The organism is Variovorax sp. E3 (assembly GCF_016082275.1).
In the GTDB taxonomy this organism is placed as follows: domain Bacteria; phylum Pseudomonadota; class Gammaproteobacteria; order Burkholderiales; family Burkholderiaceae_C; genus Variovorax.
Genome location: NZ_MOWM01000009.1, coordinates 61,404 through 86,349, shown reverse-complemented (window position 1 = coordinate 86,349; position 24,946 = coordinate 61,404). Strand labels below are relative to the sequence as shown.

General features: G+C 65.9%; 22 protein-coding genes and 1 pseudogene. 9 read left to right on the top strand and 14 right to left on the bottom strand.

Annotated elements, in window-relative coordinates; translation table 11 throughout:
- Positions 1 to 39 precede the first annotated feature (39 nt).
- Both BMG07_RS05695 and BMG07_RS05690 read left to right on the top strand, forming a co-directional pair.
- Positions 40 to 1,644, top strand: a complete 1,605-nt coding sequence (locus BMG07_RS05695) for a bifunctional 3-(3-hydroxy-phenyl)propionate/3-hydroxycinnamic acid hydroxylase (protein WP_198083736.1) — start codon at positions 40 to 42, stop codon at positions 1,642 to 1,644.
- Between the two features lie 19 nt (positions 1,645 to 1,663).
- On the top strand, positions 1,664 to 2,071 hold the full coding sequence (locus tag BMG07_RS05690) for a nuclear transport factor 2 family protein (RefSeq protein ID WP_198083735.1): 408 nt from the start codon (positions 1,664 to 1,666) through the stop codon (positions 2,069 to 2,071).
- 177 nt (positions 2,072 to 2,248) lie between these two features.
- Here the strand turns inward: BMG07_RS05690 and BMG07_RS05685 are convergent, their stop codons facing one another.
- Together BMG07_RS05685 and BMG07_RS05680 are read right to left on the bottom strand one after the other, a co-directional pair.
- On the bottom strand, positions 2,249 to 3,088 hold the full coding sequence (locus BMG07_RS05685; protein ID WP_269758679.1) for a DMT family transporter: 840 nt from the start codon (positions 3,086 to 3,088) through the stop codon (positions 2,249 to 2,251).
- 20 nt (positions 3,089 to 3,108) lie between these two features.
- Positions 3,109 to 3,948: a MurR/RpiR family transcriptional regulator gene (locus tag BMG07_RS05680; protein ID WP_269758678.1), complete on the bottom strand. Its 840-nt coding sequence runs from the start codon at positions 3,946 to 3,948 to the stop codon at positions 3,109 to 3,111.
- A gap of 130 nt (positions 3,949 to 4,078) precedes the next feature.
- On the opposite strand from BMG07_RS05680, the gene BMG07_RS05675 reads away from it, so the two are divergent.
- Complete coding sequence (locus tag BMG07_RS05675; RefSeq protein WP_198083732.1) at positions 4,079 to 4,975, top strand: oxidoreductase; 897 nt, start codon at positions 4,079 to 4,081, stop codon at positions 4,973 to 4,975.
- Between the two features lie 62 nt (positions 4,976 to 5,037).
- On the opposite strand, the gene BMG07_RS05670 is transcribed toward BMG07_RS05675, so the two are convergent.
- The 6 genes from BMG07_RS05670 to BMG07_RS05645 form a co-directional block, all read right to left on the bottom strand.
- Positions 5,038 to 6,021 (bottom strand): Bug family tripartite tricarboxylate transporter substrate binding protein, encoded by a 984-nt coding sequence (locus tag BMG07_RS05670; RefSeq protein WP_198083731.1) that lies wholly within the window; start codon positions 6,019 to 6,021, stop codon positions 5,038 to 5,040.
- Between the two features lie 121 nt (positions 6,022 to 6,142).
- Entirely contained in the window at positions 6,143 to 6,919 is a 777-nt protein-coding gene (locus BMG07_RS05665) for an enoyl-CoA hydratase/isomerase family protein (protein ID WP_198083730.1), read from the bottom strand.
- A gap of 9 nt (positions 6,920 to 6,928) precedes the next feature.
- Complete coding sequence (locus tag BMG07_RS05660) at positions 6,929 to 8,119, bottom strand: CaiB/BaiF CoA-transferase family protein (RefSeq protein ID WP_198083729.1); 1,191 nt, start codon at positions 8,117 to 8,119, stop codon at positions 6,929 to 6,931.
- Between the two features lie 48 nt (positions 8,120 to 8,167).
- Positions 8,168 to 8,947, bottom strand: a complete 780-nt coding sequence (locus BMG07_RS05655; RefSeq protein ID WP_198083728.1) for an SDR family NAD(P)-dependent oxidoreductase — start codon at positions 8,945 to 8,947, stop codon at positions 8,168 to 8,170.
- A gap of 10 nt (positions 8,948 to 8,957) precedes the next feature.
- Positions 8,958 to 10,094 (bottom strand): thiolase family protein, encoded by a 1,137-nt coding sequence (locus BMG07_RS05650; protein WP_198083727.1) that lies wholly within the window; start codon positions 10,092 to 10,094, stop codon positions 8,958 to 8,960.
- Position 10,095: 1 nt separating this feature from the next.
- Complete coding sequence (locus BMG07_RS05645; protein ID WP_198083726.1) at positions 10,096 to 10,455, bottom strand: Zn-ribbon domain-containing OB-fold protein; 360 nt, start codon at positions 10,453 to 10,455, stop codon at positions 10,096 to 10,098.
- A 199-nt stretch (positions 10,456 to 10,654) separates the two neighbouring features.
- Here BMG07_RS05645 and BMG07_RS05640 point away from each other — a divergent pair, with 199 nt between their 5' ends.
- The 3 genes from BMG07_RS05640 to BMG07_RS05630 all read left to right on the top strand — a co-directional run bounded on the left by BMG07_RS05640 (position 10,655) and on the right by BMG07_RS05630 (position 14,264).
- Complete coding sequence (locus BMG07_RS05640) at positions 10,655 to 11,761, top strand: PrpF domain-containing protein (RefSeq protein ID WP_269758677.1); 1,107 nt, start codon at positions 10,655 to 10,657, stop codon at positions 11,759 to 11,761.
- Between the two features lie 249 nt (positions 11,762 to 12,010).
- Positions 12,011 to 12,790 carry an SDR family oxidoreductase gene (locus BMG07_RS05635; protein ID WP_198083725.1) on the top strand — a complete coding sequence of 260 codons (780 nt, stop codon included), beginning with the start codon at positions 12,011 to 12,013 and terminating at the stop codon, positions 12,788 to 12,790.
- Between the two features lie 913 nt (positions 12,791 to 13,703).
- The gene (locus BMG07_RS05630) at positions 13,704 to 14,264 is read left to right on the top strand and encodes an SDR family NAD(P)-dependent oxidoreductase (protein WP_198083724.1); all 561 of its coding nucleotides are present in this window, start codon (positions 13,704 to 13,706) and stop codon (positions 14,262 to 14,264) included.
- A 482-nt stretch (positions 14,265 to 14,746) separates the two neighbouring features.
- Here BMG07_RS05630 and BMG07_RS05625 read toward each other — a convergent pair whose 3' ends face one another.
- The gene (locus BMG07_RS05625) at positions 14,747 to 15,067 is read right to left on the bottom strand and encodes a type II toxin-antitoxin system RelE/ParE family toxin (protein WP_198083723.1); all 321 of its coding nucleotides are present in this window, start codon (positions 15,065 to 15,067) and stop codon (positions 14,747 to 14,749) included.
- Positions 15,067 to 15,345: a type II toxin-antitoxin system Phd/YefM family antitoxin gene (locus BMG07_RS05620; RefSeq protein WP_198083722.1), complete on the bottom strand. Its 279-nt coding sequence runs from the start codon at positions 15,343 to 15,345 to the stop codon at positions 15,067 to 15,069. Before BMG07_RS05620 ends, BMG07_RS05625 begins: the two co-directional genes overlap by 1 nt.
- 656 nt (positions 15,346 to 16,001) lie before the next feature.
- Between BMG07_RS05620 and BMG07_RS05615 the strand changes: the two genes are divergently transcribed.
- Both BMG07_RS05615 and BMG07_RS05610 read left to right on the top strand, forming a co-directional pair.
- Positions 16,002 to 16,739, top strand: a complete 738-nt coding sequence (locus BMG07_RS05615; protein WP_198083765.1) for a glycosyltransferase family 2 protein — start codon at positions 16,002 to 16,004, stop codon at positions 16,737 to 16,739.
- 38 nt (positions 16,740 to 16,777) lie between these two features.
- Positions 16,778 to 18,085, top strand: a complete 1,308-nt coding sequence (locus tag BMG07_RS05610) for an Nramp family divalent metal transporter (RefSeq protein ID WP_198083721.1) — start codon at positions 16,778 to 16,780, stop codon at positions 18,083 to 18,085.
- A 42-nt stretch (positions 18,086 to 18,127) separates the two neighbouring features.
- On the opposite strand, the gene BMG07_RS05605 is transcribed toward BMG07_RS05610, so the two are convergent.
- Positions 18,128 to 19,204 (bottom strand): ATP-dependent DNA ligase, encoded by a 1,077-nt coding sequence (locus BMG07_RS05605; protein WP_198083720.1) that lies wholly within the window; start codon positions 19,202 to 19,204, stop codon positions 18,128 to 18,130.
- A 93-nt stretch (positions 19,205 to 19,297) separates the two neighbouring features.
- Between BMG07_RS05605 and BMG07_RS05600 the strand changes: the two genes are divergently transcribed.
- Positions 19,298 to 20,080 (top strand): exodeoxyribonuclease III, encoded by a 783-nt coding sequence (locus BMG07_RS05600; RefSeq protein ID WP_198083719.1) that lies wholly within the window; start codon positions 19,298 to 19,300, stop codon positions 20,078 to 20,080.
- Between the two features lie 15 nt (positions 20,081 to 20,095).
- Here the strand turns inward: BMG07_RS05600 and BMG07_RS05595 are convergent, their stop codons facing one another.
- The 3 genes and pseudogenes from BMG07_RS05595 to BMG07_RS05585 form a co-directional block, all read right to left on the bottom strand.
- Positions 20,096 to 20,308 carry a DUF3606 domain-containing protein gene (locus BMG07_RS05595; RefSeq protein ID WP_198083718.1) on the bottom strand — a complete coding sequence of 71 codons (213 nt, stop codon included), beginning with the start codon at positions 20,306 to 20,308 and terminating at the stop codon, positions 20,096 to 20,098.
- Between the two features lie 8 nt (positions 20,309 to 20,316).
- Positions 20,317 to 22,766 (bottom strand): annotated as a pseudogene (locus tag BMG07_RS05590) (catalase).
- Between the two features lie 164 nt (positions 22,767 to 22,930).
- Entirely contained in the window at positions 22,931 to 24,907 is a 1,977-nt protein-coding gene (locus BMG07_RS05585; RefSeq protein WP_198083717.1) for a PAS domain-containing sensor histidine kinase, read from the bottom strand.
- Positions 24,908 to 24,946 lie beyond the last annotated feature (39 nt).

Sequence of the window (24,946 nt, the reverse complement as noted above, 5' to 3'; positions counted from 1 at the left end):
ATTTTATGCACAATTCAATTATTCTGCACAAACGACCTAATGCATTCCTCCCTCAACGACACCCTTGACGTCGCCATCGTCGGCTTCGGCCCCGTGGGCGCCTCGCTTGCCGCACTGCTGGGGCAGCGAGGTCGGCGCGTGGCCGTCTTCGACAAGTCGGACCAGGTCTACCCGCTGCCACGCGCCTTCGCGCTCGACCACGAGGCGATGCGCACCTTCCAGCAGCTGGGCATCGCGGGTGCGCTGGCCGCGCACATGACGCCGTACCGGCCCACCCTCTACCAGGGATGCGATGGCGAGCCGATCCAGCATTTCGACATGGGGCCCTCCCCCTATCCGCTCGCCTGGGCCCCCTCCTACACCTTCAACCAGCCGGCACTCGAAGCCGCATTGCGCGACGCCGTCGCGGCGCTGCCCACGGTGCAGGTCCGCCTCGGCCACGAAGTGACGGACGTGCAGCAGGAAGACGCCGAAGGCGGCGCCGTGCTGACGGTGCGCACGCCGCAAGGCGAGATCTCGCGGGTGCGGGCTCGCTATGTGGTGGCTTGCGACGGTGGCGCCAGCCCCACGCGCAAGCGGCTGGGCCTGCGCCTGAAGAGCCTCGACTTCGACGAGCCGTGGATCGTCGTGGACATGCACGTGCACGAATCCAGGCTGGCGGACCTGCCCGCCACCAACATCCAGTACTGCGATCCTTCCCGGCCCTGCACCTACGTGGTCGGCCCCGGCACGCACCGCCGCTGGGAGTTCCTGCTGATGCCGGACGAAGCCGAGCAGCGCGAGATGCCGCACGACGCGATATGGAAGCTGCTGGCGCCCTGGCTCGCGCCGATGGATGCGCGGATCTGGCGCGCGGCCACCTACCGCTTTCACGCCGTGGTGCTGGAGCAATGGCGCAAGGGACCGGTGCTGCTCGCCGGAGACAGCGCACACCAGATGCCTCCCTTTCTGGCGCAGGGCATGTGCCAGGGACTGCGCGACGCGCTCAACCTCGCCTGGAAGCTGGACACGGTGCTGGACGGCCGCGCACCCGACAGCCTGCTGGACAGCTACGGCGCCGAGCGCGGCCCGCAGGTCGAGGAAGTCACCGCCACCGTGAAGCGCCTGGGGCAGATCATCTGCGAGCGCGATCCGGCGCGTGCGATGCAGCGCGATCGCGAACTGCGCGCACAACAGGGCAACCGGGTGAAGGTGCAACTGCGCCATAGCCTGCTGCCGGGCATCCGCCACGGCCTGATCGACAGCGCCGAAACGCCGCAGGGCACGCCATTTCCCCAGCCCGTCGTGCGCATTGCCGGCGCCGCCACGGTGGGCGACGCGCAGAGGATGGACGACCTCGCGCCGCCGGGCTTCCTGCTCGTGCTGCGCGCCGCCCCCGCCGCCGCATTGCTGGCGCAATGGCAGGAGGCGCTGGCTGCGCTGCAGGCGCAGGTGGTCGTCTGCACGGGCGATGAAGCCCCTGTGGCGGGCGTTCTCGCGCTCGTGGAAGTCGATGGACTGCTGGCGCAATGGTTCGAGCGAAACGGCTGCGGCGCCGCGCTGGTGCGACCGGACCATGTCGTCTACGGCGTGGCGAAGGACATCGGCGAAATCAGGGCCTTGCTTCATCGCGCATGCGCGCGGCTGGGCATGGCGCTCGATTGATTTTTCTTGAAAGCCTCCGATGAACGCCGCTCCCTCCTCCTCCAGCGCCGACGAAGCGCTGCTGCTCGACCTCGAAGCACAGCGCTGCGAAGCCATGAAACGCGTCGACTTCGCGCGGCTGCGCGAGATCCTGCACCCCGGCCTCACGCACGTGCATGCCAAGGGCCAGCTCGACGACTACGAAAGCTACTTCCGCTCGGGCGGCACGCACGTGAGGTACCAGCAGATCGAGCGCTCGGACCTGAAGGTGCGGGTGCTGGGCACGTCGGCGCTCATGACCGGACGCCAGTTGCTGGTGGCCGTGCGCAAGGATGGCAGCGGCACGGTGCGCATCGACTCGCGTGTCATGCAGGTCTGGACGCGCGACGAAGGCCGTTGGCGGCAGCTGGCGTTCCAGACCACGCCGCTGGAGATGAGCATCACCTGAGTGCTACCAGGCGGTGCCCCGTCCTGACGAGACCTTCGACACGTCGAAGCGGAAAAGAAGAACGTTTGTCTGCGGGCGCGTCCCTGCGACACACGAGGAATTCTCACAACGCGCGAGCCTGGCCACGGCAGATCGAAAGATCCCGAGACCGCGTGCAGAGCGGGCCCGACGAAGTCCTCAAAAACTGATCGCCGCGATCCCGGCCAGCACGATCACCGCGCCGGCGATGCGGCGCGCGAGATGCCCCTCGCGAAACAGTCTGCACGCGACGAGCGATCCGATGACGATCGACGACTCGCGCAGCGGCGCGACGAGTGCCACCGGCGCCTCCCGCATGGCGGTGAGCACGAGGATGTAAGCGAGCGGGGAGAACACCGCCACGATCAGAATCGGTACCGCATCAACACGGATGGCCGCCCAAATGCGATGGCGCCGGCGCAATACACCGGGAAACAGGATCAGGCTCTGCAGCAGCAGCGTGGCTGCGTAGTAGCTCACGGGCGCCAGGTGCAGCGCGACGATCGAGTAGCCGTCCCAGACCGTGTACGCGGCGATGGTCGCCCCCGTCGCGGCGCCCCACAGCAGGCCCTGCAGCGGCCGGCGGCTTGCGCCTCTGAACGGGTTGCCGGTGACGACGAGAACGCCCGCCACGACGAGCGAAGCGCCGAACATCGCGGCCACGGTGAGTTGCTCGCCCAGCAGGGAGATCGCCCACAACATCGAGATGACCGGGGCGGTGCCGCGGGCAACCGGATAAATCACCCCCAGCTCGGCGCGGTCGTAGCCGGCCTGCAAGGTCAGGGAGTAAGCGGTGTGCAACACCGCCGAAACGGCGGCGCCCGCCGCGAGCCGCCAGTCGAGCACCTGCTGCCCTTTCGCCATGAAGACGATGCCGATCGGGACGCACAGCAGCGCCGACGCGCAGGTATAGGCGCAGACAAACAGCAAGGCATCCCCGCGCTTGTACTTCGAGGCCAGGTTCCACACCGCGTGGGCGACCGCCGCGGCGAGGACCATCGCAACGGTACCGGGTGGCATCAGGCGATATCGGGCAGGTCGATGCCCGCGCGTTCCGCGCGACGGCTGCGCTGGGGGTCGCGCAGAGCCAACGCCGCGGCCAACGCATCGATCACCACAAGCTGCGCCAGCCGGCTGCCGGCCGCCGCCATCTGGGTCGTCAGTGGTGCGCCGCCGACGACGAGCGCGATGTTCGCGAGGGTCGCCAGCGGTGTGCCGTACTGGTTGGTGATGGCGATGAGCAAAGCGCCGGCCGAAGACGCCGCATCGGCGACGGCGAGCGTTGTCGAGGTGCGTCCGGTCGAACTGACCGCGATCACGACATCACCGGGCCCCAGGAGCCGCGCCGCGATCATTGCCGACAGATGGTCCGCAATGCCGATGGTCGTCACCCCGACCGCGCGCAGTCGGAAGACCGCATCGGCGGCGACCGTCGCCGAGGGGCCGGCTCCGAATGCGATCACCTGGCGCGCGTGCTCGATGGTGCCGACCGCCTGCTCGAGCGCCGGCAGCGCCAGGGCGCCGCCGAGCGCGGTCAGGGCATCAGTGCCGGCGCGAATCGAGGCCTCGAGCACCGCCGCAGTCGTCGCACCCGCGGTGAGCACGCCAGACGGCGCGAAGAACCCGGTGGTACCGCGGGCACGAGCGATCTCGATCTTCAGTTCGGTGAAGCCACTGAAGCCGATCGCACGCGCGGCGCGGATCACGCTCGGCGGCGAGACGCCAGCGCGGGCAGCCACCTGCGCGGTCGTGCTCGCGCCGACGAACAAGGGATCGGCGAGCAAGAGCGCGACGACCTTCGCTTCGCTGGCAGCCAGATCGCCCGTTCGGGCCTGGATGCTTCCGATCCATTGCAACAAGCGGCGCCCGCTCTCTGAAACTCCATTACCATCTTCATTCATAATAGGTAATAGATTACATTGCGCTCGCGGCACGCGCAAGCATGGCGTGCACGAGCGCCGACCAAGAGGCTTGAAGGAGTCTGTGTTCATGAACACAACAAGGGCTGCATCGGTGGCTGTGGTGGGTCCCGGTGCCATCGGCACCGCGATCGCGGCGGCGCTGCACGAAGCCGGCCGCACACCGCTGCTGTGCGGCCGCACCCCCCGGGAGCGCCTGACGCTGCACGACGGCGATCGCCTCGTCACCGTTTCGGGTCCGGTCCGGGTGGATCCCGCACAAATCGCGGGAACGGTCGACCTCGTCTTCCTGGCGGTCAAGGCGACACAGGTCGAGGCGGCGAAAGAATGGCTGGCCGCGTTGAGTGGCCCGAAGACCGTGGTGTGCGTCTTGCAAAACGGCGTCGAGCAGTTGGAGGGGATCGCCCTGCACGCCCGACCCGGGCGGTTCGTTCCCGCCGTCGTGTGGTTCCCCGTGCAAGCGCAATCCGACGGCTCGGTGCGCTTGCGGGCGGACATGCGCCTGAGCCTGCCGGACACGCCGCACGCCCGTGCGGCGGCCCAGGCGCTGCAAGGCACACGGTGCCGCGTCGAGCTGGCCACGAACTTTCGCGCGCTGGTCTGGCGCAAGCTGCTGCAGAACGCGGTGGCCGGGCTCATGGTGCTTACGCAGCGCCGTAGCGGCATGTTCGGCCGCACCGATATCGCCGAGCTCGCCCTTGCCTATTTGCGCGAATGTCTGGCCGTGGCCCGCGCCGAGGGTGTGGAGCTCGACGACGCAGCGCCGCAGGAGATTCTCGACAAGTTCCAGTCATCGCCCGCAGACATGGGCACCTCCATCCTCACGGATCGCGAAGCCGGGCGGCCGCTCGAGTGGGATATTCGCAATGGTGTGGTCGCGCGTCGCGGTCGGGCTCTGGGCGTCCCGACGCCGATCAGCGATATCCTGGTGCCGCTGCTCGCAGCCGCGAGCGACGGCCCTGGCTGATCCCGCGGCCGATGCGCGCACTGTCGCGCCCCTGGCTTGCCGCCTCCGGCGCCGCCGCGGCCCTAGTCCGCCTTGAATCCCGAAGCTTTGACCACGGGCTCCCAGAAGGCTTGCATTTCGTCGAACCTGGCGCGAGCCCCGGCCGGCGAGCTTGCCGTCTCCACAAAGCCGAGCGTGCGGATCTTGCGCGCGAACTGCTCGGTTGCAACGGCTTTTCGGATCGCGGCGCTCCATTCGGAGACAACGACCGCAGGCGTTCCGGGAGGCAGGCATATGGCCAATACGCCCACCGCGGTGAGCTCCTTGCGGCCAAGCTCGCCGAAGGTTGGAACGCCGGGCAGAAGCGGCGAGCGTTGCGCGGAGGTCACGGCCAGCACGCGAAGCTTGCCGGCATTGTGGTGCTGTGCAAAGTCTCCGACGGTCGAACTTCCCGCTGCGACATTGGCGCCGACAAGGTTCACGATCATCGGGGCAGCGCCCTGAAACGGCACGTCCTGTAGCGGTGTTCCGATGACTTTGGCAATCTGCAATCCCAGGAAATGCGTCGGGCCTCCCGATGCGGCATGGCCGAAGTTGGCATGCTCGGGATGGGCACGCACCCAGGGGGCATATTCGGCAAAGGTCTTGACGGGCGAGGATGCGGGTACAGCCAGCGCCATCGCAAACTCGACCACCGTCGACGCTGGCAGGATATCCCGCTGCGCAGCGTAGTTGAGCTTGTTGAAGACGAAGGGATAGATCGATTGCAGGAAGTCCGGACACAGCATGGCCACGCTTCCGTCGGCGGGGGCGGCACGCAGCGCATCGATCGCGATCCTTCCGCCGGCTCCGGGCCTGTTCTCCACCACGACGGTGCGATCGAGCGGCTCATGCAGTTGATCCGCAAGCGCGCGCGCGACGACATCGAGTGTCCCGCCAGGCGAGAAGCCCACAAGAATCCTTGCGGGCGGGCGGCTGGCCGACTGCGCGATGGCCCAGGGCGTGCCGCAGTACGCGGCAATGATGAGTGCAAGGCTGTGGAGCCAGGCCGTATTGGGTTTGTTCAAGAGCTTCTCCGGGGAAATGCAGCCACGTCACGTCGGGTGCTGCGCCGTCGTCCACGAGGCCACTCGAGGGATTCGAGCGCGCAGCGCCCCACGACGCCTGCGCCCGCTGCGCCAGGCAAAGTCAGCGACCCCGAAAGACCGGGGCGCGCTTGTCGGCGAAAGCACGGCGCCCTTCCAGTCGATCCTCGCTGTCCCTGAGCACGCCAAAGGCCTGGCGTTCCAGCTCCAGCCCCCCCGCAAGCGGCAGTTCCCGTCCGGTCATTGCCAGACGCTTGGCCGCGGTCATTGCCAACGGTGCATTGGCGGCCATCGCGCGTGCCAGGTTGATCGCCGTTTCCTCCAGCGCGGAAAGCGGAACCACCTTGCTGACCAATCCGATCCGCAACGCTTCGTTGGCATCGATGCGTTCGCCCGTCAGCAGCATCCACATCGCGTCCGACTGGCCCACCGCGCGGATCAGGCGTTGCGTGCCCCCGGCGCCCGGAATGCTGCCGACGCGCACCTCCGGCAAGCCGAACTGCGCGTTCTCCGAACAGATGCGGATGTCCGCAAGCAAGGCCAGTTCCAGTCCACCGCCCAGGGCATAGCCATTGATCGCGGCGACAACAGGCTTGTCAGTCTGCAGCGTACCGAAATTGGAATGTCTGTTGTCGGCGCGAAAGACCTGCCGCGCGGCACTGTCGGCCGGCGGCATCGTCTTCTTGAGGTCCGCGCCTGTGCAGAACGCTCGCTCGCCCGCGCCGGTCAGGACGACGACGCGGATTTCCTCGTCGCTGCAGACCTGATCCCAGATCGCGAGCAGTTGCTCGTTCGACTCGGGGTCGATGGAATTCATGGCTTCGGGACGATGGAGGGTGACGATGGCGACGCCATCCCGGACTGTCTTGACGATGGGCATGGGTTTGTCTCAGGTGGTGGGGGAGTCGGCGGCGATGACCGCCTCGATGTTTGCGGGCGGCATGCCCAGCTCGAGCAGCACCTCGCGGGTGTGCTGTCCGAGCGTTGGAGCGGCCCGCCTCGCCCGGGGCCGCTCGCCAACCGCGCCAATGACGCTGCGCGGCAGCGTCAACGGACCTGCGATCGGGTGCGGCAAGGTCTCCGTGAGCGCCGCTTCGACGAAGGGCGCGGACTGCGCGACCTCGGCATAGTTGTTGATCGGACCGCAGATGATGTCCACGGCCGCGAACTGCTCGAGCCAGAAGGCACGAGGACGCGCCAGCATGCGTGCTTCGAGCAGGCGCAACAGCGTCTCGCGGTGCTGCAACCGATCCTTGTTCTCGGCGAAACGCGGGTCCGATGCGAGCTCGGGCGCACCGACGGCGGTACACAAGGCCCGCCATCGCGCGGGGTGGTAGGCCGCCACCATGATCCACCCGTCGGCGCAACGCAAGGCCTCGTTCGGCGTCGAGTACGGCGCTGCGTTTCCCTGCGGGCCGGGCACGTGGCCGTCCGCGAAATAGGACGCGAAGCTCACGTGCTGCAGCGCGATGGCGCTGGCGAACATGCTTGCCTCCACATGCTGGCCCAGCCCGGTGCGTTGGCGCTGCGCGAGGGCCGCCAGGATCGAGATGGTCGCCAGGGACCCCGTGACAAGATCGACAACGGGCACCGGCACCTTGCACGGCGGTCCATCGGGCGCGCCGGTGACGCTCATGAGGCCGCTCACGGCCTGCAGCACGCCGTCCACGCCGGGCAGGTCCCTTGCGGAACCCTGTTGGCCGTACGCGGAGACGGAGCAGTAAATCAGCCGCGGATTGCCCGCAGCCGCCGTGGCGTAGTCAAGCCCCAGGCGTTCCATCACGCCCGGACGGAAGCTCTCCACCAGCACGTCCGCCTGCGCGACCAGCTGCAGCGCCGCTTGCCGGTGGGTCGGCTGCTTGAGATCGAGCACGATGCTGCGCTTGTTGCGATTGAGCGCAAGGAAGGGAACGCCCTCGCCGTGAACCCAGGGCGAGAGCGCTCGCGAAAGATCGCCTGTGGGGGCTTCCACTTTCACGACATCGGCCCCGAGGTCGGCCAGGCACAGCGTGCAGGTGGGACCCGCCATGACCTGGGTGAAGTCGATCACCTTCAATCCGCTCAATGCATTTGCGAGCATGCGACCTTCGATCTCGTTGGATGTTCTTCTTGGGTTCGCATCGGTTCACTACACCGACGCACTGCTGAGACTGCGTCCGCCGCACACGTACAGCAGCTGCCCCGTGACGTAGCTGGAGCCCGGCTCCGCGAAGAATCGAACGGCGCGACCGATGTCTTCTGGCTGGCCGATGCGCTCCATCGGCACGGTCTTGTGAAGACCCTGCCTGACCTCCTCGGTGAGCGTTTCAAACAGCGGCGTCTCGACGATGCCCGGCGCGATGGCGTTCACCGTGATGCCCTTGCGCGCGTACTCCAGCGCCAGCGAGCGGGTCAGACTCACCACGGCGCCCTTGGAAGCGGAATAGGCCGCCTGGCCGCGATTGCCCAGCCAGGCACGAGAACCGATGTTGATGATGCGTCCGAACCCGTTTTCAGCCATGGAGGTCAACACCGCCTTGGAGCAGATGAATTGCGAATGGAGGTTGATCTCGATCACGCGGCGCCAGAACGCCAGATCCATCTTGGAAACAAGCTTGTCGCCACCGATGCCAGCGTTGTTGACCAAGATGTCGATGCGTGAATGGGACGCCAGCAGTTGGGCCACTGTCGACTCCACCTGCTCCACCGAGCTCACGTCAACCTTGAAGGTGGTCACGTCGACCCCTTCGCCTGCAAGGCTGCGCTGGGCCGCTTGCAGGGCTTCGTCGTCGAGGTCCCACAGCGCGAGACGGCAGCCGGCCTGCGCCAGCTCGAGGGCGATGCCAAGGCCGATGCCCTTCGCGCCCCCGGTGACGACGGCGACAAGGCCTTGCAGCGAGGCCGCAGGAGTTGGATGTTTCTGGTTCATGTCGAGCCGATCAGAGCGAAAGAATATGGATGGCGCAGGCGGCGTGGTCCACGCCCCAGATACCGCCACCAGTCACCTGCGTGAGGCCGATCCGTGCCCCCTGCACTTGCCGAGCTCCCGCGCGGCCTTGCAACTGCTCGCAGACTTCCACGATCTGTGCGACACCGGTTGCGCCGGGCGGATGTCCCTTTGCGAGAAGGCCGCCACTCGGATTGACAGGCACCCGCCCGCCCAGGGCGGTGGCACCGCTGCGCAGCAACGCAGCCGCGTCGCCGCGATCGCACAGCCCCAGCGCTTCGTAGTAGAGCAATTCGGAGATGGTGAAGGCGTCGTGCACTTCGAGCAGGCTGAGATCCTGCGGTTCCACACCGGCCTGCTCATAGGCCAGCCTGGCGGCACGCGCCGTGATCTCTGCCTCCGTCATGTCGACCGGCGTGGTTTCGAACAAGCCGGACTGCACCACGGACGCCAGCACCTGAACCGGCTTCGCAACGCCTCGGGAGGGCTTGGTGCTGAGCACGAGCGCCGCAGCACCGTCGACCACGGCGGGACAGCACTGCAGCAGCGTGAGCGGCTCAGCCACCGGGCGGGACGCAAGAATCTCCTCGCGGGTCGCCAGCTTTGCAAACTTGGCGATGGGATTGAGAACGCCGTGCTTTCGGTTCTTCACGGAGATGTCCGCAAGCGTCTCGAGCCCGAGCCCGTGGTCATGCATGTACCGCCGAGCGCGCATGGCGTACAAGGCGGGCATGATCATGCCCCGCCTGTTGTTCCAGTCCTGTTGGCTCAGCTGCAACGGCCCGCCTCCCAGAGCGCTCAGATGGTCCATGCCGAATACCAGGACGGTGTCGTACTGCCCGACCTTGAGCGCCTGCAATGCGAGATTCAGTGCAGTCGCTCCGCTGGAGCAGGCGTTGTCCACGTTGTAGACCGCGCCCCCGTTCGCATGCAGTTCACGCAGTGCCCGCTGTCCTGGCAACATGGCACCGAGCGCGTTGCCGCAGTAGAGCGCCTGTACCTCGGAAAGCCGCGTGCCGGCGTCTTCCAGCGCGTCGAGAATGGCCGACTGGACCATCGCCTCCTCGGTGAATTCCGGAAAGCGGCCGAAGTCGGTGATTCCCACGCCGGTGATCATTGGTTGCTTCATTTCATTGCTCCTGAAAGGCGTAGTCGGGGGTGCCGTCGGGCAACGTGAAAGGCACCACGCGCACGCGGCTTTCGATCGCAGGCGGGCTTCCATCGAAGAGGAGCCGACCGAAGGCGCGAACCCCCGACTCGAAGTCGACCATCGCCAGGCCGTAGGCAGGCTTGTCCTTGCCGGGATGGACCACGGTGAAGCTGTAGAGGGACCCGGTCGGTCCGAGCTCGATTTCCTCGACCGGCTGGTCGTTGTGGACGAATTCGATCGGCGGAAACTGGGGGGGCTGTCCGCCTGCCTGGGTGGCCACAAGCACCATGCCGCCAGGGGTGTCACGGATGTGGGAATCCGTACGCTTGATGATCTTCAAAGGTGTCTCCTGTTCCGGTGGCGATGGCCACGACAACAGGAAGTGTGGTGACCCCGCGCCGCCCGGTCATTGGATTTGTGCTGCGCACTCTTTAGCCTTCCTAAAGCGTTTCAAGCGTGTAGTTCTGCTAAAGCGAGCGCAGCCAAACTGCAAGGACGCACGCCATGCGCACGCGCATACTGAATGAATGAAAGAACAAATGAGCGTTCCGGTCACCTTGATGCGCGGCGGCACCAGCAAGGCTGTTTTTCTCGCACGGCGTGACGTGCCCTCCGATCCGCAGGCGCTGCAGCGCTTCCTTCTGGCTCTGTTCGGCAGCCCGGACGTGCGCCAGATCGACGGGCTGGGAGGCGCCGACATCCTCACAAGCAAATGCGCGATCATTGGACCGCCGTCACGGCCTGACGCAGACATCGACTACACCTTCGTGCAGATCGGGATCGATCAGCCCAGCGTGAGCTTCGAGATCGTCTGCGGCAACATCTCGTCGGCCACCGGGGTCTACGCACTGCAGGAGCGGTTGATTCCCGTGCAGGAGCCCGCCACCACCGTGCGGGTGCACAACACCAACACCGGCAAGATTCTGCGCATGGTCGTGCAATGTGCGCACGGCGAGCCGCGCGTGGAGGGCGACACCGAAGTGGATGGGGTGCCCGCCAGGGGCGCCGAGGTCGCGCTGGACTACTCCGGCACCAGCGGCGCCACCACCGGCAGATTGCTGCCCACCGGGCAGGCACGTGATTCGGTCTACGTCTCCCAACTCGGCCGCGAGATACCCGTCTCGATCGTCGATGTGGGCACGGCGTGTGTGTTCATCCGCGCGGCGGATCTCGGCGTTATCGGCACCGAGCTTCCCGGTCAACTCAGCCCCGATATCTACGAAATGGCCGAGGAGGTGCGGCGCTGGGCCGCCGATCGCTGCAACCTGCCAGCGTCAGGAACCCTCACGCCCTACCAGATCCTCATCGGCGCGGCGCAGGACTACCGCACCATCGGCGGCGATCGAATCGTCCAGTCGTCGGAGATCGACTTCGTTGCGCGCATGGTTCTCAATGGCGGTGCGATGCACAAGGCTTTTCCGGGCGGCGGCTCGGTGTGCCTGTCCGTGGCCGCACAGATCGCAGGGACGATTCCTGCCGAGGCGCGATTAAGTCATACCGGTCCCACGCGCATCCGCATCGGTCATCCCAGCGGCGTGATCGGAATTTTTGCGAACGTGGCTCGCACAGGCGACGACCAGTGGACGGTCCGGGAAGTGCACTTCACTCGAACTGCTCGCCGGCTGTTGGATGGCACCGCTACGTGAGGCGAGCCCTTCTCGACGCGGGCTGATCTCACCAAACTGCCGGCGCGGCAGTTCTGAAGACAGCGGGGCGAAGGGCCGGTGGCCACGAAGCTGGCGCGCCGCCGATGAGCCAGCCGGCGAGCAAAGGACGCCAGCTCTGCGCCAAAGGCCCCATGGTCCTTCTCCGGCAGGGCCTTACATCTTTTGGCGCCCAGAAGTCAGACAGGAGTTATTTCACATGCGCAAGAACACCACGGCCAAGGCATCGCGATGACGACGCAAGATCTTTTTTCTCTGCGAGGCCGCACCGCGCTCGTCACGGGTGGCTCACGCGGTATTGGTCGCATGATCGCCGAGGGGTTCTTGGCGCAAGGCGCACGCGTCTATATCAGCGCGCGCAAAGCCGCGGCGTGCGATCTGGCGGCTTCGGAACTGTCGAAGAACGGCCATTGCGTCTCGCTGCCCTCCGACGTCTCGACGGTCACCGGCTGCCAGGCCCTGGCCGCTGCCTACGCGCAGCATGAAACCACCTTGGACATCCTGGTCAACAACGCCGGCGCCGCCTGGGGAGAAGACTTCGATGCTTTCCCGGAAAGCGGTTGGGACAAGGTGGTTGATCTCAATCTGAAAACGCCTTTCTTCTTGACGAAAGCACTGTCCGAGCCGCTGCGCACTGCGGCCAAGGGGCATGTGGGAAAGATCATCAACATCGCCTCCACGGATGGCATCGCGCTCAACCCTCAGGAGAATTACTCCTACGTCGCCAGCAAGGCGGGCTTGATCCATCTGACACGGCGAATGGCGCTGCGCCTGGCCCAGGACAATATCGCGGTCAGCGCCATTGCACCTGGTGCGTTTCCATCCGAGATGAACCGCAACGCACGCGACCGCGGCGACGAGCTGTCCGAATACATACCCGCCAGACGCATCGGCACATCAGAGGACATCGCGGGCGCGGCGATCTTCTTGGCGTCGCGCGCAGGTGACTATGTCATGGGCGCCACCCTGGTGGTGGACGGTGGTGTGACCCACGCCCGAGCCTACAGGTGAGTGTGACTGCTGGATGGCCGCTGGCGTCCGGGGCGGCGCGCCGATCTGAACTCACGTGTCATCCACCGACGCGAAAGCGGTCACCGACGTAGCTGGCGGGTGGCTTTCCAAAAACCTTCTTGAACATCCTGTGAAGGCAGAGGGTGACTCATAGCCCAAGCAATTGGCAACCTGCTGGACGGTCGCGCCACCGGGGAGCTCGCGAACGTCACGATCACCTGCAGCTGGCGTCGCCAGGGCCAAAACTCAGGCCGGTACGTGAGGTGCACAGTCAAATTCAACGTTCCGTCGCTCATACCCAGTTCGCTTGCCCCGCGCGTCAGGATCTTGCGATCGGAGGGACCCGAGCATCATCGCCGATGAGATCTTTCCTTGCGTCCTCGGGAGCCGGCATGAACACTCCGTTCGTGGGCATCGCGCAGAGCAGGTCAAGCAGCACCCCCTCGGCGCTTTGGTGACTTCCTCCGCTAAAGCACACAGAAGGATTTCGGCAAGACCAGCTTCTTGCGAGTCAAGCGCTACCCGCATCGTCTTGGCAGGCCGCTCTAACTGGTTACTGTCCGACGGATGCCGATCATTGAACGACTTGAGCCCGCACTAGATCTTCACTTCAGTTAGCCGAGGATTGTTGGCACAAGCGGTGGATAGAACGCGGTTGAGCTTGTTCAACTGCGAATGCGTAGGACACGCACTCTTCCTCGCATTCGTCGTTGCAGACCGGGTCAAAGATCCGCAGTTTTCGAGCTTCAAAGTTCTTCGGCACACGAATGTGTCGGACTGCTTTTCTTGAGCACCCGTCGATCGACCGCCGCCCTGGCAAGAAACATGAATGGAGCCGCATGCCTACGCCGCTTGTGGCGGACGTATCTGCCCTGTCTCTATTTCAGAACCTCGAACTTCTACGTCGGTGCCCTTGAGCGCCAAGGAGAGGATCCAAACCTCCATCAGCATTTTTGAGTTCCGCTTCACGACGATCCAGGTCGCTTTGCGCTCTCCGACATCAAGCAGTGCGCACATGCAGTTCTCGAATCCCTTGCCGATCTTGATGGGCAGCCGTGTTCAATCGTTTCTGTCGACGTCGGGTGGTGGCTCCATCGTCAACATCGGCTCCGTCGCGGACATCACGGGCAACTTCAGCACCGCCTACTCTTCCTCCAAATGGGCGGTCGAGGAGCTGTCGCGTTCTGCTGCGTATGTGTACGCCGATTGGGGGCTCCGCGGCAACGTCCTGCAGCCCGGCTTTATCGAGACCCATCTCACAGCGCCGATGACTTCGAATCCGCTGATGAAGAAGATGCAGTCCAACGCCATGAACAACACGGCCCTGTTCCTTGCGAGCGAAAAGTCGTCCTACATCACAGGCACCGACATCGTGGTGGATGGCGGGTGGTTTTCCTCGACGCCATACCTGGCCAACGAGCGTTCTCACCAAAAGCTTAGCTTCTGGATGTCAAGGACAAGGCAGAAGATCTGAAGGACGAATTCCTCAAACACTTCCGTTGACGTTTGACCTTGGAATCCATAGCCCTGCTCAAACAGTAGCTCGGCACAACCGCTACAGCCCGTGCGCCCCACACAAAGAGCTAACGTTCGGCTCTCTGCAGCAGCCCCGGCCGACGTGCTGCCCCTGAGATGCAAAGGAACCACGAGATCGCGACCACGTAAGTCGACGGGATTGCCGCGCGTCGCTGGTGTGGGGTAAGAACAGTGGTCTGCCCTGCAGGTTTGCGGCTGTGCGAACCTGGACTCTACGCGTAAACGCCTCGCCTGCCGCGCTGCAACGAACCTGTCGAGCCTTGGAACGCTTGCGCAGCTCATCCCTGGCGCCCGCGGTCTGCAGGGAAGCGCCTCCACTGCCCGCAGCGGCTGCTGAACCCAACCTCGCCGACCGTCGGCCACAGGCAGTGGACGGGGAGGATGTCGTAGAGGGCCGCAGGCAAGTCGAATACCCTCTCCTCAGACCCTCAGAAGGCGCTTCATCAAGAGCGTTGGATAGTCTTGCCGATGCCCCGCGACGGCATAAACAAAGGTGTCGTCGGCGATGCGCCGATAGACCAGCTTGTGGTGCGAGGTGAAGACGTTCTGGTAGTCAAAGATGCCAACGGATGCAAGTTCCTGGACCGGCGTCCCAGTCAAAAAACCCGTATCCACCAGCGCCAGCTTCTCGAAAATCTCGTCCTCAGCCTTGAGCCAGTCGGATTCGCTCCATTTGTCGAGCATGTACTCCTGCAGCGAGAGTAGGTCCTTCTGGGCATCGGGAAGAATGAAGAGGGCCACTACTTGCGACGCTGACGAGCTGCAGCCAACTGCGCGCGAGAGTCAGCCACGGAAATACCTTTGCCCTGCGTTCGATCTTTTTCGCCCAATGCCATGACCCTCAGGGCGGCGATGAGTGCCTCTTTTTCCTGAAACTGCTTGACGCTTTCAATCACCATGCTGGCTTCACCGTTCTGCGTGATGAAGAAAGGCGCGCCGTTCATCTCCAGCTCTTCGGAAATCTGGGCGGCGTGACTTTTCAAGTAAGAGATGGACTTGATGTTGGCAACGGATGGCATAGAGATCCCCTGAGCGCACGTGGGTCTAAATTTAGCACTGAATTTAGCCCAAATCAAGCGACGATGAGAGCGTGCCGGGCGGCACGCGCCGACGCCCGCCTGCTGCAGCCGGTCAAGACAATGCGTTGCTGGCGATCGCGCGAGGAGAGGTCGACTTCGTCGCATGCCGCCTTCGTTCAGCCACGTCTTCTTTCGGGATCGCGGCAGCGATGCTCAGAGGTGCTGAGCGTCTGGGAATGCTGCGCGGTCGGCGTCCCGACGAGCAGTTCATCGAAAGGCCCGTGGCCTTCGTGGTGCCGGCGCGCTGCTGGCGCGCTGCTGGCGCGCTGCTGGCGCGATCGTGTGCACACAACGAGGCACGACCGGGAAAGCGCAAACGCCCCGACCAGATCCGGCTGCTCGACCAGTTGCCACACACGGCCACCGGCGAGGCGCTGCTGCGGCTGCGGCGGCTTCGCGCAAGCGACGCGCCTGATGGCAGCCTCCATCTCGGAGACCCATTCACCGGACGGCGCGTGACCTGGCGGCCTCGTCTGGCCGGGGATGAAGCGGACACCTACAAATTCGGCGCCTCTTGCCTGACGCAGCGCCGTCGAGTGCAAATCTATGGTCCTTGCAATCCCCATTCAAGGACCGGCACCAGGAGCGTCTCGATCATGATCGGCATCGTCATTCCGGCGCACAACGAAGAGCGGCTCATTGCCACCTGCCTCGGCGCCGCACGCACTGCGGCCGAGCACCCTGCGCTCCAGGGAGAGCCCGTAGAGATTGTCGTCGTGCTGGACGACTGCAGCGATGCCACGGGTGTGCTGGCCGCGGCCGGCGGAGCCCTCACCGTGTCCATTCGCGGTCGCAACGTGGGCATGGCGCGGGCCGTCGGCGCACAGGTGCTGCTCGCGCGGGGCGCGAGGTGGCTCGCGTTCACCGACGCCGACACGGTGGTTTCCGCAAAGTGGTTGGCCCATCAACTCGCGGTACAGGCCGACGTGGTCTGCGGCACTGTCTGTGTCCACGACTGGTCGCCCCACGGCTGCAACGCCGAGTTGCTGCGCGCGCATTTCCAGCAGACCTACTTCGACTGCGAGGGGCACCGGCATGTGCATGGCGCAAATCTTGGCGTGTCCGCCGAGGCGTACCGGAGCGTTGGCGGCTTCAGGCACCTGGCCTGCGGCGAAGACGCGGCCCTGGTCGCGGCCCTGGTCGCGGCCCTGGTCGCGGCACTGGCCGCCGCCGGCCACCGTGTCGCCTGGAGTTCCCTGCCCCGCGTCGTGACCAGCGCGCGTGTCGACTCGCGAGCGCCCGGCGGATTCGCGGGCGCCTTGCTGAATGCCGTCGCGCAGCGGCTTGCGCAGGCTGTCGTCGCGCCTGTGCGCGGCACGAGCGCCATGACCTGATACGACAGCCACCGCCCGCCCACCTTCGGGACCACGCCATGACAGACTTGCCAGACCCCGTCGGCCTCGCGACGCCCCGCGAAACACCGCCTGCCGACAAGCGCTGGCTGGCAAAGCTGGGGCCCGGCCTGATCACCGGCGCGGCCGACGACGACCCCAGCGGCATCGCCACCTATTCGCAGGCGGGCGCCCAATTCGGCTACAGCGTGGGATGGACGCTGCTGCTGACCTACCCCCTCATGGTCGGCATCCAGCTGGCCAGCGCGCGCATCGGCCGGGTCAGCGGCCAGGGCCTGGCCGAGGCCTTCTCGCGGCTGTGGCCGGCACCGGTGGTGTGGCTGTTGATCGCGTCGCTGGTCGTCGCGAACGTCATCAACCTGGGCGCCGACCTGAACGCGATGGGCGACGTGGTCGCGCTGGTGATCGGCGGACCGAAGGCCGCCTACGCGATCTTCTTCGGCTTGCTGTCGCTCGGGCTGCAGGTCTGGCTGCCCTACGAGCGCTATGTGCGCGTTCTCAAGTGGCTCACGCTTTCGCTGTTGGCCTATGTGGCGGTCGCATTCGCCGCGAACGTCGACTGGCTCGAGTCGCTCAAGGGCGCGTTGCTGCCTCGCTTTCAATGGGACAAGGAGTTCGTGACGACCGTCGTCGCGATCCTGGGCACCACCATCAGCCCGTACCTGTTCTTCTGGCAAGCCTCGCAGGAAGTCGAGGAGATCCGGCGCGTGCCGCAAGACCATCCCCTGAAGCGGGCACCCGACCAGGCGCCGGCCCAGCTGGGACGCCTGAAGACGGACACCTGGATCGGCATGGGTTTTTCCAACGTCGTCGCGTTCTTCATGATCCTGGCCACGGCGGCCACGCTGCATGCCCATGGCCAGACGCACATCGAAACGACCTCGCAGGCGGCCCAGGCACTCAAGCCGATCGCCGGGAATGCCGCGTTCGTGCTGTTCGCGCTCGGCATCGTGGGGACCGGCCTGCTCGCCCTGCCGGTGCTGGCGGGTTCGGCGGCCTATGCGCTTGCCAGCATGCTCGGCGTGCGCAAGGGTCTGGACCGGCCCGCGGCCGGCGCGCCGGCGTTCTACGGCATCCTTGCGGCAGCCATGCTGCTCGGGTTGGCAATCGGCGTGTCGGGCGTCAACCCGATGAAGGCACTGGTCTACGCCGCGGTGATCAACGCGGTGAGTTCCGTGCCGATCATGGCCGGCGTGATGCTCGCGGGATCGAGCCGCAAGGTCATGGGCGAGCTGGTCATTCCCTTGCGGTGGAAAGTCATCGGCTGGGCCGCCACCGGCGTGATGGCGGCTGCCGCGCTGGCGATGCTCGGCACGACGTGGATGTGAAGGGGTTGCTTTGCGGCAGCCGCGGGTGGCGCGTCGAAGACCTCAGGCCCTGAACACCCTCGCGATCTCGTAGGGCGGCGTGATCTCGAGTTGCTCGTAGGTGCACTCGGCCGGCGACTTGTCCAGGCGCCAGCGCATGAACGTGGTGCCGTGGCGAAAGCGGTCGCCTTGCAGATGGTCGTACCTGACCTCGCAGACGCGTTCGATCCGCAAGGGCTCCCACGACGCATCCTTTCCCGAACTCCAGCGGCTGCGTGCACCGGGCATGCGCCGCGCGTCGTCGTTGGTGTCGCTGGCCCAGCAGGCCCACGGGTGCCCGGCCAGCGCGCGACTTCGCAGCGCGGCCAGTTCCGCCGCGAGCGCCCGGCGCATCGCCATGCCGAAGGAAGCCGTCATGCCCACATGCTGCAGCACGCCCGCGCCGTCGTACAGGCCCAGCAGCAGCGAGCCGACGGCGGCCGGTCCGCCGTCCACGGTACTCTTGTGCCAGCGAAACCCGGCGACCACGCAGTCGGCGGTGCGCACATGCTTGACCTTGAGCATCGCCCGTTTGCCGGGCTGGTACGGCGCCTCGGCCGGCTTGACCATGACCCCGTCCAGCCCGGCCCCCTCGAAGTCGCGCAGCCACCGCCGCGCCAAGCCGAGGTCGATGGTCAGTGGGGTCAGGCGAAGCGGCGGTTCGGCGCCGGCCAGCAGTGCTTCAAGCAGCAGGCGGCGCTCGGCCTGGGGCCGGGGCATGCAGCTGGCACCGCCGAGGTACAGGATGTCGAAGGCAACGAAAGCGGCCGGCTGCTCGGCGGCCAGCCGCGCCACGCGCGACGCGGCGGGATGAACGCGCTGCTGCAGCGCGTCGAAGTCCAGCCCCGACGGCGTGGCGACCACGATCTCTCCATCCAGCGCACAGCCGAGCGGCAACGCGTTGGCAAACGCCGCGTGCAGGTCCGGAAAGTAACGATCGAGCGGCTTGGCATCGCGGCTTTGAATGCGAACGCCATCGGCATCGTGGAACACGATGGCGCGAAAGCCGTCCCACTTCGGCTCGAAGAGAAAGTCGCCGCCGTCCGGCAGGTCCGCCGCCACCTTGGCGAGCATCGGGGGAATCGCTGGAAGCCTTGTCATCGTCCAAGAAGACGCGTTGTCCGACGCGCGGCCAGCCGGCGGAAGGCGGAAGATGACGACATCTTTTTTCGACTCCCCACCGCTCCGACACCGATGAAGATCGCCACCTTCAACATCAACGGCATCGGCAGCCGTCTCGAACGCCTGCTGGCGTGGCTTGCGCAATCGAAGCCCGACGTCGCGTGCCTGCAGGAGCTGAAGTCGCCGAACGAGAAGCTGCCGCTCGATGCGATACGAAACGCGGGCTACGGCGTGGTCGCGCACGGGCAGCGCGCCTGGAACGGCGTGGCCATTCTTGCGCGCGGGCGGGAACCAATTGAAACCGGGCGCGGCCTGCCCGGCATGGAAGCCGACCCGCAAAGCCGCTACATCGAGGCGGTGGTCCACGGCGTGGTGGTCGGCTGCCTGTACCTGCCCAACGGCAACCCGCGCCCGGGGCCGAAGTTCGACTACAAGCTGCAATGGTTCGAAGCCTTCAACCGGCATGCGAAGAAGCTCGTCGCGAGCGGCATGCCCGTGGTTCTGGCGGGCGACTACAACGTCGTTCCCACCGACGCCGACATCTACAACCCCGCGTCATGGCGCGAGGACGCGCTGCTGCAACCCGAAAGCCGTGACGCCTTCGCACGCTTGCTCGAGCAGGGATGGTGCGACGCGATTCGCACCTGTCACCCCGACCGCGTACCCTATACGTTCTGGACTTACTGGCGCAACCGCTACCCGAGGGACGCCGGGCTTCGCATCGACCACCTGCTGCTGAGCGAAGAGCTCGCCCCCATGCTTCGCGCGGCCGGCGTCGACCGCGACGTGCGCGGCCTGCCCGGCGCCAGCGACCACGCACCGGCGTGGGTCGAACTCGACGTTCCCCTCGCTTAGGCCGATCCGCTTCACTCACGCGGGGGGAGGATGCCCCGCGCCTTCCCGGCCGTTCAGCGCATGCAGGTACGCCTTGACGCGCTCGACCGAGTTGCCCACGGCCCGAAGGGCGATGCGAAGCTCGGCGACAGTGCAGCCCAGGTTCTTCGCCCAGGCTTTCGCATCGGCCGCCGTGCCTGCGCAAATGTGCTGCGTTTTGAAGCGGTGCACCATGGCTCGGTCGCCCAAGGTGAGGTTCAGGGTGCGCGCGGCGGATCGTTCTCGCGCCCGAAATGGCGCGGGCCGCCCACCGCCGCGATGAATGCGGCGATGGCGCCGTCGACGCCCGCCGCATCCGCAAGGATCAGGCCCGGGTCCGCCGACCCGTCCGGCAGCGTCATCGGAATCTGCGCCTCGGCCAGCAGCGCGCTCGACGCGCCCAGCGCCAGGATCGTCTTGCAGTGCCAGTACTGGTCGCGCAGGAACTCGAGCGTGTGGGCGTCGGCGTCGAGCGCCTCCACCGCCTGTGGCCCGTCGGGCAGCACGAGCGCATCGAACAGGAAGCCGGGGGAGTTTTCCATCGTCGCGTCGACGGCGAACTTTTCCCCGCCGGCGCCGATGCAGGTTCCCAGCCGCGCGCCGACGAGCCGCGGCACCGCGCCCTCGGCTACCAGGGCGGACACGAGCTTCTGCAGCGAGGCGCCCTCCACGCCTTGCGCCACCAGCACGGCGACCTTGCGCGTGCGTATGCCTCCGTCGCCGGGCCGAGCCATCAGCGACAACGCGGGCGACTGATCGACTTCCGGGGCCACGGGCGTTTCCAGGGCTTTGGGCAGCGGCGCCGGCAGCGTCATGCCCAGGTCCTGCGCCAGCCGCTGCGCCAGCTCCGGCGACGCGTTCAGCAGGCTGGCCACCACCCGCTCGCGAATGGCCGGCACCGTGACCTTCGAAAGCTCGAAGCGGAAGCGTTGCCGATGTGTGCCTGCTCCGCCTCGCTCTGGCTCTCGAAGAACAGCCGCGCCTGCGTGTAGTGATCGGCGAATTTCTTGGGCTTGATGCGCACCTTGTCGGCGCTTTCCTTCGCGTCGATTCGCCTTGCAATGCTCGTGAACCCCTGCGCCGCGCCCGCCTGGAACGGACAGCCTCCGGCCAGCGAGTTCGGCTCGTAGGCCACGCGGCCCCGGTGGATCGCCTGGCGGTGCATGCCGTCGCGCTGGTTGTTGTGGACCTGGGCGACGGGGGCGTTGATCGGCAGCTCGTGGAAGTTGGGCCCGCCCAGCCGGCTGATCTGCGTGTCGACGTAGGAATGAATGCGCCCCGCGAGCAACGGGTCGTTCGTGAAGTCCAGGCCCGGCACGATGTGCGCGGTGCAGAACGCGACCTGCTCGGTCTCGGCGAAGAAATTGTCGGGGTTGCGGTTCAGCACCATGCGCCCGACGATCTGCACGGGCACCAGCTCCTCGGGAACGATCTTGGTCGCGTCGAGGATGTCGAAGCTGAACTGCTCGGCCTGCTCCTCCGTGAAGATCTGCAGGCCCAGTTCCCATTCGGGATACTCGCCCGCCTCGATGGCTTCCCACAGGTCGCGCCGATGAAAGTCGGGGTCGGCGCCCGAGATCTTCACCGCCTCCTCCCACACGAGCGAATGCGTGCCGAGCTTGGGTTGCCAGTGGAACTTGACGAGCACGCTCTCCCCGGCCTCGTTGACCAGCCGGAAGGTGTGCACGCCAAAGCCCTGCATCATGCGGTAGCTGCGCGGTATGGCGCGGTCCGACATCTGCCACATGAGCATGTGCGTCGACTCGGGCATCAGCGACACGAAGTCCCAGAAGGTGTCGTGCGCGCTGGCCGCCTGCGGCATCTGGTGGTGCGGCTCGGGTTTGACCGCATGCACGAGGTCGGGGAACTTCATGGCGTCCTGGATGAAGAACACGGGCATGTTGTTGCCCACCAGGTCCCAGTTGCCCTCGTCGGTATAGAACTTCACGGCGAAGCCGCGCACGTCGCGCGCGGTGTCCTTCGAGCCGCGCTCGCCGGCCACCGTCGAGAAACGCACGAACACCGGCGTGATCTTGCCCGCCTCCTTGAAAGGCGCGGCCTTGGTGTAGCGGGTGAGCGGCTCGTAGCACTCGAAGAAGCCGTGCGCACCGGAGCCGCGCGCGTGCACGATGCGCTCGGGAATGCGCTCGTGGTCGAAGTGCGTGATCTTCTCGCGCAGCACGAAGTCTTCAAGCAGCACCGGCCCCCGTGCGCCCGCCTTGAGCGAGTTCTGGTTGTCGGAGACGTGCACGCCCTGGTTCGTGGTCAGCACCTGGCCGCTTGAATCGACGCGCACGCGGTCCAGGCTGCCGATGGTGGCGTTCAGCGCCTCGGGCGCCGCCGATCCCGTCTTGTCCGACGCATTGCCTTCCGACAGCGTGCTGGCGCCCGGCAGCCTCGACGGCGCGGACACCGTGGCGCCGGCCGGCGTGGATTGCGCGTTGGCTTCGCCGTACTCCAGCGGCTTGCTCACGTTGGCGGGCATGCCGCCGGCCGTGGCCTGGGTGTCGATGGCTTTCTGCGCGGGGGGATCGCCCTTTCCCGCCGCAGCCGGCGCGGGACTGGCGGGGGCGCTGTCGGTGTTGCGTGCCGCGGCGCGGGCCGCGGCGCGGGCCGCGTCGATCTCGGCGGCGCTTGCCGCGGTGGATGCTGGAGCTTTCTTGGGCATGGCGTCCTCTCAAAATGGGAACGCGAGCCTATGGGTGACGAGAAGGGGCGTTTGTAGGATTGCGGCTCATCGCCTTCGGGAGAATTGCGACAGGAAAAATCCCGCACGCCGAGGCGACCTGCGAAGCACAACCTGCCCAACGCCTTCGTGGGCCGGTTCCTGCGTCATCCCCCTGCTTTTCTTGCCGGTGTTGTCCTGTCAGCCATGGCTTGCGCGATGGCCGCATGGAGTTGCTCCTGATCAAACGGCTTGGCGAGCTTGACCATCCCCGATTCCGTATCCTCCGGCAGGTCCGCATACCCCGAGGCAAGCACGAGACTCGGCCTGAGCTGCTTCTCTCGCAGAACAGCAAAAAGCTGCGCGCCGGTCATCTTGGGCATCACCTGGTCTGAAACGACCAGGTCCACCGTGCCGTCGATGAGTGCAAGTGCGTCCGAAGCGCTGCAGGCGCTGTCCACGCTGTGCCCGAGGTCTTCCAGCATCGCGACGGTCCCCCGCAGAACAAGCGGGTCGTCGTCGATCACGACCACCTTCAGCCGTTGGACAGCCTGCGGAAAACTGGTCGGCCCTTTGGGCGGGACGACGCTGACCGATTCGACGGAATCGGCGGTCACGAGAGGAAGCCACAGATCAGCACGGGTTCCAATGCCCTGCGTGCTGGACAACGCGAAGCCGCCTCCCGATTGGACTGCCAACCCTTGCACCATCGCCAAGCCGAGACCTGTCCCCTTGCCCACGCCCTTCGTCGTAAAGAACGGTTCAACAGCGCGCGCCAGCGTCGTCGGACTCATGCCGCTGCCTGAGTCGCGGACCGACAGACGCGCATACGTTCCGGCCTTCAGGCCATGGGGCTCACGTGACGTCGTCGCGTGCATGTGCTCCGACGCCTCGATTCTCAGCGTTCCGCCTTCAGGCATCGCGTCGCGCGCGTTGACTGCCAAGTTGAGGATGGCCAGTTCGAGCTGATGAGCGTCTACCACCACGTGGCGCAGATGTTCCGCAAAATCCACTTCGACGGCAATCGTCGGACCGAGGGTTCGCTCGAGCATTTCCTTCATGCCGCCGACGAGCGACTCCAGATCCACGCTCTCTGGACGAAGCTCCTGGCGACGCGCGAACGCGAGCATCCGCTGGGTCAACACCACGCCCCGTTTGGCGCCCTGCGCAGCGTTTTCGATCAGTGATTTGAGCTTCGCGTCATCCGGGACTTTGCGTCGAAGCAACTCGAGGCTGCTCAGAATGACTGCCAGCAGGTTGTTGAAGTCGTGAGCGACACCGCCTGTCAGCTGCCCGATCGCCTCAAGCTTTTGAGACTGGAAGAGCGCTTCGCGCGCCTCTTCCAGGGCCAGCTGCGCCTTGCGCTTTTCAGTGATGTCACGCGTGATCTTCGCGAAGCCGCGGTGCACGCCGTTGCCATCGAAGATGGGGTCGATGACCACGTTGGCCCAGAATTCGGTGCCGTCCTTGCGCACACGCCAACCTTCGCCCTCGAATCTGCCTTCCTTCAGGGCCGTCGCAAGCGCCCGGGCGGGCAGCCCTGCGTCGCGGTCCCCTTCCTGGTAGAAGCGGGAGAAGTGCGTGCCTATGACGTCGCCCGGCGCGTACCCCTTGGCTCGCTCAGCACCCGAATTCCAGTTGGTGATGATGCCTTGGGTGTCGAGCATGTAGATGGCATAGTCCGTCACCCCTTGAACAAGCAGTCGAAACTGCTCTTCACTGAGACGCAATGCTTCCTCGGCGGCATGACGCTCGCTGAGGTCGCGCGTCACCTTCGCGTAGCCAAGGAGTTCCCCGTCAGGCGCCCAGATGGGATGCACGACGACAGAGGCCCAGAAACGCTCACCGGCCTTCGTGCAACGCCAGCCCTCCGCCTGGAACCGGCCCTTGGCAAGCGCCGTCTCCAGCGCGCGCGTCGGCAAACCTGCGCTCACGTCTTCGGGCTCATAGAAAGTCGAGAAATGGCGCCCCAGGATCTCGGCCTCGGTATATCCCTTCAGCCGCTGGGCCCCGGCGTTCCAACTGACGACAAAGCCGTCCGGGTCGAGCATGTAGATCGCGTAGTCGGACACTGCAGCCACGAGCAGGCGATTGCGCTCCTCGGGGCTGAAGAGCTGCACGCGATGGGCGGTTTTTTGTTCCACGTTTTGGGGTCTGGCCTGTCGGAAGATTATTACGTCCCC

Bases quoted from the DNA above. Each gene is read 5' to 3' on its own strand.
- BMG07_RS05620 (WP_198083722.1), bottom strand. From the start codon at position 15,345: ATGCCATCCGTTGCCAACATCAAGTCCATCTCTTACTTGAAAAGTCAC.
- BMG07_RS05690 (WP_198083735.1), top strand. From the start codon at position 1,664: ATGAACGCCGCTCCCTCCTCCTCCAGCGCCGACGAAGCGCTGCTGCTC.
- BMG07_RS05660 (WP_198083729.1), bottom strand. From the start codon at position 8,119: ATGCTCGCAAATGCATTGAGCGGATTGAAGGTGATCGACTTCACCCAG.
- BMG07_RS05610 (WP_198083721.1), top strand. From the start codon at position 16,778: ATGACAGACTTGCCAGACCCCGTCGGCCTCGCGACGCCCCGCGAAACA.
- BMG07_RS05685 (WP_269758679.1), bottom strand. From the start codon at position 3,088: ATGGTCCTCGCCGCGGCGGTCGCCCACGCGGTGTGGAACCTGGCCTCG.
- BMG07_RS05675 (WP_198083732.1), top strand. From the start codon at position 4,079: ATGAACACAACAAGGGCTGCATCGGTGGCTGTGGTGGGTCCCGGTGCC.
- BMG07_RS05615 (WP_198083765.1), top strand. From the start codon at position 16,002: ATGATCGGCATCGTCATTCCGGCGCACAACGAAGAGCGGCTCATTGCC.
- BMG07_RS05640 (WP_269758677.1), top strand. From the start codon at position 10,655: ATGAGCGTTCCGGTCACCTTGATGCGCGGCGGCACCAGCAAGGCTGTT.
- BMG07_RS05695 (WP_198083736.1), top strand. From the start codon at position 40: ATGCATTCCTCCCTCAACGACACCCTTGACGTCGCCATCGTCGGCTTC.
- BMG07_RS05655 (WP_198083728.1), bottom strand. From the start codon at position 8,947: ATGAACCAGAAACATCCAACTCCTGCGGCCTCGCTGCAAGGCCTTGTC.
- BMG07_RS05650 (WP_198083727.1), bottom strand. From the start codon at position 10,094: ATGAAGCAACCAATGATCACCGGCGTGGGAATCACCGACTTCGGCCGC.
- BMG07_RS05600 (WP_198083719.1), top strand. From the start codon at position 19,298: ATGAAGATCGCCACCTTCAACATCAACGGCATCGGCAGCCGTCTCGAA.
- BMG07_RS05635 (WP_198083725.1), top strand. From the start codon at position 12,011: ATGACGACGCAAGATCTTTTTTCTCTGCGAGGCCGCACCGCGCTCGTC.
- BMG07_RS05665 (WP_198083730.1), bottom strand. From the start codon at position 6,919: ATGCCCATCGTCAAGACAGTCCGGGATGGCGTCGCCATCGTCACCCTC.
- BMG07_RS05605 (WP_198083720.1), bottom strand. From the start codon at position 19,204: ATGACAAGGCTTCCAGCGATTCCCCCGATGCTCGCCAAGGTGGCGGCG.